Source organism: Mobilisporobacter senegalensis (genome assembly GCF_003752155.1).
In the GTDB taxonomy this organism is placed as follows: Bacteria; Bacillota; Clostridia; order Lachnospirales; family Lachnospiraceae; genus Mobilisporobacter; species Mobilisporobacter senegalensis.
Window position 1 is genome coordinate 319,910 of the sequence record NZ_RJVG01000005.1, and the last position, 10,776, is coordinate 330,685.

General features: G+C 33.1%; 18 protein-coding genes. 4 read left to right on the plus strand and 14 right to left on the minus strand.

All coding sequences use genetic code 11. The features are described from left to right. Positions 1–3 precede the first annotated feature (3 nt). The 11 genes from EDD66_RS10530 to EDD66_RS10575 all read right to left on the minus strand — a co-directional run bounded on the left by EDD66_RS10530 (position 4) and on the right by EDD66_RS10575 (position 6,999). Positions 4–972: an XkdQ/YqbQ family protein gene (locus EDD66_RS10530; protein ID WP_123609531.1), complete on the minus strand. Its 969-nt coding sequence runs from the start codon at positions 970–972 to the stop codon at positions 4–6. Next, positions 969–1,601 (minus strand): LysM peptidoglycan-binding domain-containing protein, encoded by a 633-nt coding sequence (locus EDD66_RS10535; RefSeq protein WP_123609532.1) that lies wholly within the window; start codon positions 1,599–1,601, stop codon positions 969–971. The genes EDD66_RS10530 and EDD66_RS10535 overlap by 4 nt, the downstream gene beginning before the upstream one ends. Beyond that, positions 1,601–3,076 carry a phage tail protein gene (locus EDD66_RS10540; RefSeq protein ID WP_123609533.1) on the minus strand — a complete coding sequence of 492 codons (1,476 nt, stop codon included), beginning with the start codon at positions 3,074–3,076 and terminating at the stop codon, positions 1,601–1,603. Before EDD66_RS10540 ends, EDD66_RS10535 begins: the two co-directional genes overlap by 1 nt. Next, positions 3,069–3,248: a hypothetical protein gene (locus EDD66_RS18300; RefSeq protein WP_148053943.1), complete on the minus strand. Its 180-nt coding sequence runs from the start codon at positions 3,246–3,248 to the stop codon at positions 3,069–3,071. Before EDD66_RS18300 ends, EDD66_RS10540 begins: the two co-directional genes overlap by 8 nt. Next, positions 3,248–3,652, minus strand: a complete 405-nt coding sequence (locus tag EDD66_RS10545; RefSeq protein WP_123609534.1) for a phage tail assembly chaperone — start codon at positions 3,650–3,652, stop codon at positions 3,248–3,250. Before EDD66_RS10545 ends, EDD66_RS18300 begins: the two co-directional genes overlap by 1 nt. Before the next feature lie 9 nt (positions 3,653–3,661). After that, the gene (locus EDD66_RS10550; RefSeq protein ID WP_123609535.1) at positions 3,662–4,087 is read right to left on the minus strand and encodes a phage tail tube protein; all 426 of its coding nucleotides are present in this window, start codon (positions 4,085–4,087) and stop codon (positions 3,662–3,664) included. 17 nt (positions 4,088–4,104) lie between these two features. Next, positions 4,105–5,160, minus strand: a complete 1,056-nt coding sequence (locus EDD66_RS10555) for a phage tail sheath subtilisin-like domain-containing protein (RefSeq protein WP_123609536.1) — start codon at positions 5,158–5,160, stop codon at positions 4,105–4,107. 5 nt (positions 5,161–5,165) lie between these two features. Beyond that, positions 5,166–5,597 carry a phage tail terminator family protein gene (locus tag EDD66_RS10560; RefSeq protein ID WP_123609537.1) on the minus strand — a complete coding sequence of 144 codons (432 nt, stop codon included), beginning with the start codon at positions 5,595–5,597 and terminating at the stop codon, positions 5,166–5,168. Continuing rightward, positions 5,597–6,019: a hypothetical protein gene (locus EDD66_RS10565; protein WP_123609538.1), complete on the minus strand. Its 423-nt coding sequence runs from the start codon at positions 6,017–6,019 to the stop codon at positions 5,597–5,599. Before EDD66_RS10565 ends, EDD66_RS10560 begins: the two co-directional genes overlap by 1 nt. A gap of 246 nt (positions 6,020–6,265) precedes the next feature. Next, the gene (locus EDD66_RS10570; protein ID WP_123609539.1) at positions 6,266–6,685 is read right to left on the minus strand and encodes a hypothetical protein; all 420 of its coding nucleotides are present in this window, start codon (positions 6,683–6,685) and stop codon (positions 6,266–6,268) included. A 68-nt stretch (positions 6,686–6,753) separates the two neighbouring features. Continuing rightward, positions 6,754–6,999 carry a hypothetical protein gene (locus tag EDD66_RS10575; RefSeq protein WP_123609540.1) on the minus strand — a complete coding sequence of 82 codons (246 nt, stop codon included), beginning with the start codon at positions 6,997–6,999 and terminating at the stop codon, positions 6,754–6,756. A gap of 240 nt (positions 7,000–7,239) precedes the next feature. Here EDD66_RS10575 and EDD66_RS10580 point away from each other — a divergent pair, with 240 nt between their 5' ends. After that, a complete protein-coding gene (locus EDD66_RS10580; protein WP_123609541.1) occupies positions 7,240–7,833 on the plus strand; it encodes a helix-turn-helix domain-containing protein in 594 nt (197 codons plus the stop codon). Between the two features lie 42 nt (positions 7,834–7,875). Then, the gene (locus tag EDD66_RS10585) at positions 7,876–8,346 is read left to right on the plus strand and encodes a hypothetical protein (RefSeq protein WP_123609542.1); all 471 of its coding nucleotides are present in this window, start codon (positions 7,876–7,878) and stop codon (positions 8,344–8,346) included. Positions 8,347–8,430: 84 nt separating this feature from the next. Here EDD66_RS10585 and EDD66_RS10590 read toward each other — a convergent pair whose 3' ends face one another. Genes EDD66_RS10590 through EDD66_RS10600 form a run of 3 tightly spaced genes read right to left on the minus strand, consistent with a single transcriptional unit; the run spans position 8,431 to position 9,554 of the window. Further along, positions 8,431–9,039, minus strand: a complete 609-nt coding sequence (locus EDD66_RS10590) for a manganese catalase family protein (RefSeq protein ID WP_123609543.1) — start codon at positions 9,037–9,039, stop codon at positions 8,431–8,433. Positions 9,040–9,042: 3 nt separating this feature from the next. Next, a complete protein-coding gene (locus EDD66_RS10595) occupies positions 9,043–9,297 on the minus strand; it encodes a spore coat protein CotJB (protein ID WP_123609544.1) in 255 nt (84 codons plus the stop codon). Then, a complete protein-coding gene (locus tag EDD66_RS10600) occupies positions 9,294–9,554 on the minus strand; it encodes a spore coat associated protein CotJA (RefSeq protein WP_123609545.1) in 261 nt (86 codons plus the stop codon). Before EDD66_RS10600 ends, EDD66_RS10595 begins: the two co-directional genes overlap by 4 nt. A 187-nt stretch (positions 9,555–9,741) precedes the next feature. Here EDD66_RS10600 and EDD66_RS10605 point away from each other — a divergent pair, with 187 nt between their 5' ends. After that, complete coding sequence (locus tag EDD66_RS10605; RefSeq protein WP_123609546.1) at positions 9,742–10,317, plus strand: hypothetical protein; 576 nt, start codon at positions 9,742–9,744, stop codon at positions 10,315–10,317. 17 nt (positions 10,318–10,334) lie between these two features. Further along, the gene (locus tag EDD66_RS10610) at positions 10,335–10,637 is read left to right on the plus strand and encodes a hypothetical protein (RefSeq protein WP_123609547.1); all 303 of its coding nucleotides are present in this window, start codon (positions 10,335–10,337) and stop codon (positions 10,635–10,637) included. Positions 10,638–10,776 lie beyond the last annotated feature (139 nt).

Sequence of the window (10,776 nt, forward strand, 5' to 3'; positions counted from 1 at the left end):
TCATTACTCCTTTACCTCCATGATATTTTTAAAGGTCAGATCTAAATTCATGGTATGATTTCCATTTTCGAAACTATGGGAATCCTGTTCAATCCAAAATGTACCTTTCAGTCCAGTCAATGAATCATAAATTGCAATGCCAAATCCACTGATGCAGCTGATATTTCCAATCGCTTGTAAACTTGCAGTTTTGTCGATACCAACCAGCATATTTTTAGCAGCTTTTGTTCCATTCTCTCCGTCCTCTTTTGTATAAATATCCTGAAAGATCCCAAATTGTTTCACCCAATCATCATTTTTTACTTCACCGATCTGTTTCCCTTTGTCATCATATATTTTGATCTGATTTACCATAGAGTCAAGAGATTCTGTGTAACTGGAACTTAAAATATTAACTTCATCACTAAGAATAAAATCTTTAATAATCTCCCCTTTTTCAATTACATATAACTTCCGGCCAGACATAATCGGCATATACTTTTTACCATTCATCTTATGTGCTTTTGTATAGGCTTTTAAAATAATGTCATAATAGCTTGAACTGTCGATGAGCATACTTTTTATATTTACGTTGGTGGCTGCAATGGTACCTGTTTCAATTTTTAATTCATTGCATATTTTCTTCGTAATCATTTCAGGTGTAACATTTTTAAAGTTATAAGAACCATTGCTCCTTAGTAAATGATTAAGATCATCGTATCCGCTATATGTAATCGTTCCGGTTTCATTATTTCTCTCCCGGTTATACACCATGATATCAATAAGTAATCTGCTATCATCATAATATAGCCTGATCCTGTCTCCCAGATTGATATTTGGATCTGAAATGTTTTTATCGAAAGGTGAATTAAGAACTGATATATCCAATGTTCTTGATGCCTGTCCGGCTGACCCTCCCCAGTTTATCGTTGAGACAAAATCTGTGATATCATTCACACTTCCATCCGATTGTTTCACCCATTTTATTTTCATGCCTTAATCACCAACTTTTGACCTGCCTGTATCAGATTCGGATTGGCTATATTATTTTGATTTGCAATTGCATAACAATTTGAACCATTTCCTGTCAGCCTTTTTGCAATGCTGTATAGAGTATCACCTTTCTTTACAATGTAGGTGGTTGTTTTAACTGTTTTCGTTATTCTTTTGGTATCATTAACCGTTAACTTTGTACTCTTTTTATCAGCATTTACTTTTTGCTCCGCAACTATTTCAGGTTTTCTATATTCTTTTAACTCTAAAGTATAATATACATCTCCTGTGCTATCCTGTTCTGAATGAGTAAAAGATTCTATAGTCATTGGCATATTAATATTTGCATCTGTAATCGAAATTTTTACAGGGTTGTTCATCCAGGACTTAATTAATTCAATACATTCATATGGACCAGGAAAACCTGTATATTGTACAAATCCATATTCCCGATTAGGGAAAAAAGAAGAAAGAGAAAGTGTTTTTAACCCTCTCTTTCCAATGATATTTATCTCTCCCTTTGATGTAACATTAACTGTTGAATTCTGCTGCACATTCTGAACTTCAAAACCGGAAGGCAGTACAGGCAGTCTTAAACTTTCATTATCTTGCTGTAACCAAATCTCCATTAAGCTAACACCACCTCTCCAGTATTATTAAGGATCTTTTCAAATTTATTAGCAACTTTATTCACAATATCATCAATATCTTTATCGCTTCGAACCTCAATCTTATCTGCAAGCTTGGCAATTGTGATTGCAACATTACCTTTTCCTTTTGTTCCCTCTGCCCTGGCCATCTGGATACTTTTATCATGTGGATAAACTCTGCTGCCTCTTGGAAGATCCACGATCTCAGCTCCCCGATCATGAATCATGGCAGGACCGCCTTGCCAGTAATTCGTTCCTTTTGCCAGCATAGGAATTGTTGGGATATTAATTGAGAATGATTTCCCCCCCAACCAATCTGGTAATTTAATACCTAATTTATTAATTCCACTAATTGCTAAATTTATTAATTGAATTACCGCATTAATTGGTATCTTGGCCAGAGATGAAAAGCTTTCAAATACGCCTTTAAATATTAATCTGACACCATCCCAAACTTTATACCAGTTATTAGTAAATCCACCTGATATTAAAATTATAATTCCATTGAATAACGATAATAGACCAGAAATAGATCCTCTTATACCTCTAATAACTGCACTAAAAACTGCTTTAATAATCAAAAAGCTATTTCTAATTCTCTTTACAAAAATAGATATTATATATACTAAAACTGGGTTAAAAATTTTTATAATGTTATATATAATTGGTCCTAATACATTTATGACACCTGCTATGCTATTTTTGGCTTTTTTAAATTCATTAACAAATACTAAAACGACTAATTTTATACTATTAAATTTCTGTTTAAAAAAGTTGGCAATATTGTTTAAAAACGGTTTTATTGTGCCCCAATTTTTAATTATGACAAAAACGATAGTAGCAAGAACTGCAATAATTGCAATTGCGATAAAAGCAGGACTTTTCAATCCCATAAGGGCAACTTTACCTATTTTACCAAAATTACCGAATGTACTTCCTAATTTAGTAAATACGCCTCCTAATTTACTTATACCTTTTCCTGTATTTGATAAATTTTTACCTGCTTTATTAAAATTATCAACCTTACCTGTGGCATTAAATATAGTATTGCTAACATTTATTATAATAGTATTAATTTGATTAATATTACCAAGGCCATCAGCAGCCTTTGCTGTGCCTTTCATTGTCCCTGATAATTCTTTAATATTTTTGATGAAACTGGCAATTGTATTAAATTTACCGATTTTATCCATAAATCCGCTTTTAATATCATTAGCTGCATCGTTGTAAATTGTTGCAAGATCATATACTTCTTTTCCTGTTTTAGCAAAAGGACTATTTAAAGCATCTTCTACAATTTTACCTGCGTCTTCAAACACTTTATTCCCCTTCAAAACATCTTTTACCAGGCTTTGTATATTTTTAGAGCTCTTCATCATTGATTGGATTGCATCATTCATAGGTCCGGTAAAGTTATCTATCAATGAAAACGATACTGCAACATTATTAGCCATTATTTCCACCTCCCAGCGCATCGTACTCTTTTGCCATGTCTTCTAATTGCTGATACATGAACTGCCGTACGATTTTTTTTGACCCATATCCAAGTTGTTTATACTTTTGGGGCTCCCAGTTCTTATACCGAAAAAGGAAGTACATTAATTGTACTTCCCCATCGGTATTCATTAGTTTTTTATTTCTTCATCCGTATCATCACTGAATCCGCTTATGACGCTGATGGTATTAGCAAGGTTCGCCATTACCCCGCCCTGAAATAAAATCTCAGCTAATTCTTTCGGTGTAGATGCGCCAAAATGCTTTTGCAGTCCTTCATCTTTTAGATTGGGTTCTACAATACCTTCCAAAACCACTAATGTATTTTGTTTATATACTTTTGAGAAATCAACGTTTCCCTTTTTATCAAGAATATCTGCAGATAGTTCCTGAAATCTTTGTCCACTTATGGCTTGCACCTTAACCATAAAAGGCTCTCCTAATAATTTGGAAAGCCTTTTCACCTCAACAGCAGCTGTTTCTTTTTGTTTTACTTCATTGGCATCCAGTGCCAATAATTTATCTACTAAATTCATATTGACCTCCTATATTAAGTCGATTGCTTCCCAATCCCTAAAGGTGAATGGAATGGTTTCATCCCCGTTTTTCTTAAGTTCCCAATCGGCTAGTGTCATTTCTGTAAATACACAACCGATTAATTTTACTCTTTCACATCCAAGGGCACTAGGGTCTTCTAATTTGGAGATGATAGTAACTTCTGTCTGAATACCTTTTTTCAGATTATCACTTTGTAATGCAATAAATCTTGAAGATACCTTATTTAATTTGATTTCTCCTTTGCATTCTAAGCCTGTGATTTTAGTACCATCTACTAATTGGCGGGATTGGCTGATCGTCTCCGTCTTTGGTGTTACTTTTGCATTTAAAGAGGTTACTTCAGAAATATATTCGCTATCTACCCATAATTCTCCCCATGTTCCGTTAATTACTTGCTCTGGTTTATATCCCATATCTCATACTCCCTTTCTTATATATTAATTGGTAAACTGATTTCTTCAATTGCATCTAATATCTTAACAGTTGCCTTAAGAAATACTTTATCATCAGTATCATATACCCTGATTTCATCATCAGACATATCATCTGTAGCAACGCCCTTTGACTTAAGGTAAGCTCTTTGTGTTTCAATATCAATTCCAATATTGGCAGTTGATAAAATACCATCCAGAATTAATTGCTCGAAGTATCCTCCAATTGCACTCATAAGTAATACTTTATTATCATAGGTATTTAAATATTTACCAAGATAACTGTCCTGTGCTGTTTTGGTAATATCATCGTAGATCATATCCATGGCTTCCACGATCTTAATCTTTTTAAATTGATTTCCTTTATCTGCACTTGTTGTTGTCAAACTGTTTACACCACGTGCTACTTTCACTTTTTCACCATCGTGGTATACAATAAATTTACCTGCATCAATTGCTCCATCCATTTCAGACTTTTTAAGCTTTGTACAGTTTGTTAACTCACTTAATGGAGCATAGGTACAACTGATCGTTAATGGTGTTCCTGTAATCAATCCGGCAATACGGGAACAATATTGTTCTGTTGTATATGTATTGGCACCATTCATCACTTCCGCTGTCGTATAGTTGATAATTCCTTCATGATCACCTGTGGTATCCGGTAATACTGCTTTTACTTTTTTCCCGGCTTCTCTTTGAACTTTTACCCAGGTTACAATGTCACTTGTCTTTTCATCCGTTTGAACTGTAGGAATCGCTAAATAGTCAAAACGATTTAATTCAAAATAATTTAACCCAGGAGTATAATCCTCTGTTACCACATATGCAATTACTTTTTTAGGTGAATTCATATATCCCATTAATGCTAATTTAATCTGTTCCTGATTAAATGCAGACAATGTATCCGGTATATCTGAAACATTTAAAATTGTAACCGGATTCGTCGCCGGAACATCTGCTTCTTTAAGAATAAGCGCTACAATTCCACGTTCTCCTCTTTTAATAATCTGTGCTGCTTTTTCACTAAAACTAATGTTAACACTTGGCATTCCCATACATATTACCCCTTTTCTTTTAATATTAATTCATTTGCGATTACGCTGGAATTTGTCCTGTTATTTGATTCTAAATACTCAATTTCTATGACAACTTGCAATGTATTTGTATTTTCTCCTACAAACTCATAATTACTGTCCGTAACTGGAATTTTGTTGCCACTCACAACTAATTTGTATCCAAACAGCTCTATTATTTCATCTGCTTTTGTTAAGTTATCAATTTCATTTAGATCTTCCGGAAAATATGTGATCAAAATTTTATAAGCTTTCGTTTTGAAATTAATACTCTCATTTAGATTTTTCTTTGGCAGCAAATCAATAAAAAAAGAAGGTTTCTCATAACCTTCCACAACTTCATGACCATAGACCTTATATGTTGGATACTTACTATATAAAAGTGTGCTTACTGCATTATAGATATCTGCTCCATTCATTAAACCAAACCACACCTCCTGGTTAAAGCATCTACTAATCCATTCATTTCATTTCCTATACTTTTTTGGAATTCTTCTGTTGCCCGCCCTAAAATCTGCTTTCCTGGCACCCATCCAGTCTTACCATTTGCTAATACTTGATTATAGCCATTTTCAATCTTTTGAAATTCCGGATGAGTACTGACAAATTGCAAATCCAAGCTACTGCCATTTTTTTGAACTTTCTCTAACTTAAATCCCTTTACTAAATTATCTGCATCTGCCTTAACTGCTTCTTTAGTCAAAGCAGCTACCCTGTTTTTAAACTTTAGGGCTGCTTCTTCTAACTTTTCTTGTGCAATGTCCGGGTACATGCTTTTTGCTTTTAGAAGGTTATCCTGAAATTTTTTCAGATTATTTAAAGAGAAATCACTATCAGACAATATATCACCAACCTTTCTATAGATTTTCTTTGTTAAGTCTCAATAAGTTTAAGTTCTGGCTCTTATTTTACACATAATTCATACCTCTTTCTTATTAGGATATATATTAAAAAGGACCTGTTCTTCAGGTCCCTCTTAACCGGTTATTATTATTTTTCTTTTTAAAATTATTTAGCAGGTTTTATTTATCAACTTCCATTTTGAATGATATCATAAAGTTAAGTGCCATACTATGCCATCCTCCTTTTATATTTGAAAATTATTCAGTGCTTTATTATGTAATCTATGGGTCTGCCGCCAACTATATCCTATTTCAGTACATATCTGCTCCCAGGTTTTAAATTCTAAATATCTTTTATATATAATTTCTGCTTCAACACCATCCGGCATTTCAAAAATATGTGTTTCAATATCCAGCTTTTTATCCATACATTCTTTTTTAAGTTTATCAATTCTGGATATCATATCATCAATTTTAACTATATAATCTGATAAATCAGTATGTGTTTTACTTTTGGGCATATCGGATAAAATCTGAGTCCTGGCCGATTCTTTTGTTATCCTCAAAGATTCTAACTGCTCTTCCAGAGATATTAGCTTTTTGTGTATCCCTTTATAGGCATTTAAATATTCTTTCTTCCCGTCAATCCTGTCTTTTTCTGTCATTATATTATCACTCCCCTCAGCCAATCTTGTAAAAATATATTTTCTTTACTTTCCTTAACATAAATAGATTATTTATCTATCGAACCTTCGTATTTAACCTTATAGCTCTCCTCAAATATATCTAATAATTCAACTAAGATTATTTTACATAGTTCAAATGGATGAGCTTGATATATTTCATGTATTTCCCTGACTAATTCCATCCATTCATCATTATTCAAATATTTCTTATATTTTACATAGAAATTATAAGTGTCTTTAAATATCAGTCTTACCTGTTCAGGTGACGGTATATTATTTTCATGATTTTTCATTCTTGACCTCCAATTACCATCTTATTTAACAAATTAAATTAACATTGACTATTATTATATTTTTCCCAGATATAATTATTTTTACTTACCTGTCCCAATTTTAAGTTCATTTAAACTCCTTTCCCGTTTAGTAACTTAATAAGTTACTTTGATTATAGCATTATATTGTAACTTGTCAAGATACTTTTTGTTGACATTTTTTTTGTTAGTGATATAATAAAGTTACTTGGAGGTGATACCATGACAATTGGTAATCGAATTAAAGAATTAAGAGAGAATCAGCACATTACACAGGAAGAACTGGCAAAATCCATGAATTCCACGAAGCAGACAATCTATAAATACGAGAATAATATCGTAATGAATATCCCATTTGATAAAATTGAAATGATCGCAGCAAAATTAGGTACTACTCCATCTTATCTCCTGGGATGGGATGAAATAAAAGCGGATATTAAGAAAATAGGATATAATTTAGATATTTTAGATGCAAAAATCTCGTTTAATGACGTCCTGCGTCACATAATAAGATCTTTTGGGTATTCTATAGAAGAAAATTTTGCGAAGAATAATGACCGAGATACTACTGTTCTTTTTGAAGGGAAAAGCGGGCGATTTGAAATTAAAGAATCCAGTTATAATGAATTTGTTAATAATGTATTCTCTTTTATAGATTTTAGCCTGAATAGATTAGTAAATGAAGGGAATCGGGTAGAAAGTAATTTTTATACGACCAGTTTCGCCCAGGAATTAAACGCAGCACATGAGATCGAAGATGCAACGGACGAAGAAAGAGCTCACGATGAAGATATAATGAATGATGATAATTTCTAGTATCTTTACAGATCAAATGAATAACTTAAGGGGTTGTTATAAATGACATATGATGAATTACTTGACGAATCATTGATGAATGGATTGGTTGTGAAAGAAAAGCCTCTATTAGGCAATAAAGGAAGGATTAAAGGGAATAAAATCGCTATAAAAAAAGATATTCCTACATTAAGTGAAAAATCCTGTGTTCTTGCGGAAGAACTTGGCCACTATTATACTACAGCAGGCGATATAATTAATCTTCAGGATATTAAAAACCTTAAGCAGGAGCTAAAAGCCAGGTTATGGGCATATGACAGGCAGATTGGTTTACATGGTATTGTCAATGCTTATGAAGCCGGATGTACTTCCATATATATGATGGCTGATTTCTTGAATATTACAGAAGAATTTTTAACAGATGCACTAAAATGTTATAAATCAAAGTATGGTATATGTACGAAATTCAATAATTATATCATATACTTTGAACCCTTTTTGGGAATCTATAAAATGATTCGTGATATGAATTAACGATATGTTTCTCTCATGGGGACAGACTACCTGGCTTTCCTGGTAATCTGTCCTTTACTCTGTTTATAATTATTTATAAATTCACTATTTCATCTTACACTTGTCAAATTCCGGATTGAAAGCATAGAAATTCTTAGAATCTAATTTGTCCTGAACAATTCTTAATGCTTCACCGAATCTTTGGAAATGGACAATTTCTCTTTTACGGAGCCATCTTATAGGATCACAAATTTCAGGGTCATTTACTAATCTTAAAATATTATCATATGTGGTTCTTGCTTTTTGCTCTGCTGCCATATCTTCACAAAGATCTGTGATAGGATCTCCTTTAGATTGGAAAAATGTTGATGAGAATGGTGTTCCGCTTGCTGCCTGTGGCCATAATGCAAGAGTATGATCTACAAAGTAAGTATCAAATCCTGCTGCTTTTATTTCATCAATACTTAAACCCTTCGTAAGTTGGTGAACAATTGCACATACGATTTCCATGTGTGCCAATTCTTCTGTTCCAATATCTGTAAGAACTCCTACTACTTCGTTATAAGGCATGGTATATCTCTGAGATAAATATCTCATGGATGCTGCCAATTCTCCATCAGGGCCACCAAATTGAGTAATAATAACTTTAGCTGCCTTTGCGTTTGGAGTCGAAATTTTTACAGGATATTGTAATCTTTTCTCATAATTCCACATAAACTAGCATCCTCCTTCCCATGGCCATGGTTGATCAATCCAGGTCCATTTACCACATGATACGTCAACATTGTCATTTAACAATGGTCCAAAATTCTCAGTATATTGTTTCAATGCTTTTTTACGAAGCTCCTTGTGAACAGAATAATATTCTAATGCTTCCTTGTCATATGGATGAGTGTCCAGATAAAGTACACAATCATCAATCGCAAAACTTACTGCTGTGATATAATGTAATAATTTCTCACGTTCATTCATCCTCTTTCACCCCTTCTCAATCCACATGTAGATCCATAGAATTCAAGATCAAGCTCTTCAAAAATAGTACCTGCCTTTAACCCCTCATTGGCATCATAAACACATCTCCACTCCTGCCATGGAACATATGCCATCGCCAATGCCATTTGTTCAACAGGATATCTGGTTTTTTCCTGACGTCTCTCTCTATCAGAAGGAGCACAATAATCGCACGTATTTCCTCGATTACGGTCATATCCCTGTCTCATACTTCCCATAAAAATAAAACTCCTTTCACTTCATATTTCGATCATAATTATTGATACATTATAATAATATGTAATGATGGGCTTTATGTGCTTGTTTCAGATATATTGTACCTTTACAAACCTTAATGAGTATAATATGTCATTTTTTAATCTTTTACGAATATAATGTAAAAGATAAACTGAGAATGGAGTAAATATGAGAGGTCAAAATAGCGAGACAAACTGTCGTGAACCTAATATAGATTGTGATTATAATGAAGAATCAATACGACTGGAAAGTACATCTATGCCTTCCCCAAACATGAATATAGTAAAACATACAATGGACATTCTAAAGGCGGCCCTTCCCTATGCAGATGTAAAATCATTGCCTACATTGCAAATCATGGTAAAAGCGACTGAATTGATGGATACAATAAAAAGTCAAGCTTTTGAACTTTCCACTTTGGATTTAGATGAAGGAAAAGGGGATATGGAAGGAATGTTAAACAGTATACGAGAATTATGTACAGATCGGGAGCGTGAATTGATCGACATAATTCTTAATATTATTAATGCCAAAAATTTGTATAATACATACAAAACCATATCCAGCATGGGCTTTAATAATAATAGTGATAATACAGAAGGCAATCCATTTGCCAGTGCTTTTGGATTTGGTGATGACTCCAGTATGATGGATATCCTTTCCTCTATGCTTTCTCCAGAACAGCAATCTACTTTTGAAACTCTTAATACGATTCTTAGTACCATGCCTGACTCAACTACCTAATAGATTGGAGTGTATATATGAAAGATTTATCTTGGCTTGATAATCCAGCGTTAAAGAATCTGGATTCCAGAAAATTAGCAGTAATGATTGAATTAATTAATGAAACTGAGGGAAAACCTCTGGAAAAAACATTACCCATGATAATGAGCGCAAATATGAAATTAAAATCACAGAATCTCGGTTTTACTCCTGATGAAACAACCTTAATATTTGATATCCTAACGGCAAAAATGAGCCCTGAAGAAAAAACAAAATTTTCTAATCTAAGAAATCTTATGGAAAGTAAAGCAAAAGGATTTAAGAATAAAAGGACCAAATAATACATTATTAAAATGGAGATGGAATTAATAAATTTTGACATGAAAAAGGGGCTGTAAAAAAACGGCCATAAAGAACGGCCATAGTAACACCAGACGGTGAAGCTATGGCTGTTCTCGATTTATTTACAAGATTATATCT

Bases quoted from the DNA above. Each gene is read 5' to 3' on its own strand.
- EDD66_RS10570 (WP_123609539.1), bottom strand. From the start codon at position 6,685: ATGACAGAAAAAGACAGGATTGACGGGAAGAAAGAATATTTAAATGCC.
- EDD66_RS10530 (WP_123609531.1), bottom strand. From the start codon at position 972: ATGAAAATAAAATGGGTGAAACAATCGGATGGAAGTGTGAATGATATC.
- EDD66_RS10580 (WP_123609541.1), top strand. From the start codon at position 7,240: ATGACAATTGGTAATCGAATTAAAGAATTAAGAGAGAATCAGCACATT.
- EDD66_RS10610 (WP_123609547.1), top strand. From the start codon at position 10,335: ATGAAAGATTTATCTTGGCTTGATAATCCAGCGTTAAAGAATCTGGAT.
- EDD66_RS10590 (WP_123609543.1), bottom strand. From the start codon at position 9,039: ATGTGGAATTATGAGAAAAGATTACAATATCCTGTAAAAATTTCGACT.
- EDD66_RS18300 (WP_148053943.1), bottom strand. From the start codon at position 3,248: ATGAATACCGATGGGGAAGTACAATTAATGTACTTCCTTTTTCGGTAT.
- EDD66_RS10545 (WP_123609534.1), bottom strand. From the start codon at position 3,652: ATGAATTTAGTAGATAAATTATTGGCACTGGATGCCAATGAAGTAAAA.
- EDD66_RS10600 (WP_123609545.1), bottom strand. From the start codon at position 9,554: ATGGGAAGTATGAGACAGGGATATGACCGTAATCGAGGAAATACGTGC.
- EDD66_RS10535 (WP_123609532.1), bottom strand. From the start codon at position 1,601: ATGGAGATTTGGTTACAGCAAGATAATGAAAGTTTAAGACTGCCTGTA.
- EDD66_RS10575 (WP_123609540.1), bottom strand. From the start codon at position 6,999: ATGAAAAATCATGAAAATAATATACCGTCACCTGAACAGGTAAGACTG.
- EDD66_RS10605 (WP_123609546.1), top strand. From the start codon at position 9,742: ATGAGAGGTCAAAATAGCGAGACAAACTGTCGTGAACCTAATATAGAT.
- EDD66_RS10585 (WP_123609542.1), top strand. From the start codon at position 7,876: ATGACATATGATGAATTACTTGACGAATCATTGATGAATGGATTGGTT.
- EDD66_RS10560 (WP_123609537.1), bottom strand. From the start codon at position 5,597: ATGAATGGAGCAGATATCTATAATGCAGTAAGCACACTTTTATATAGT.
- EDD66_RS10555 (WP_123609536.1), bottom strand. From the start codon at position 5,160: ATGGGAATGCCAAGTGTTAACATTAGTTTTAGTGAAAAAGCAGCACAG.
- EDD66_RS10550 (WP_123609535.1), bottom strand. From the start codon at position 4,087: ATGGGATATAAACCAGAGCAAGTAATTAACGGAACATGGGGAGAATTA.
- EDD66_RS10595 (WP_123609544.1), bottom strand. From the start codon at position 9,297: ATGAATGAACGTGAGAAATTATTACATTATATCACAGCAGTAAGTTTT.
- EDD66_RS10540 (WP_123609533.1), bottom strand. From the start codon at position 3,076: ATGGCTAATAATGTTGCAGTATCGTTTTCATTGATAGATAACTTTACC.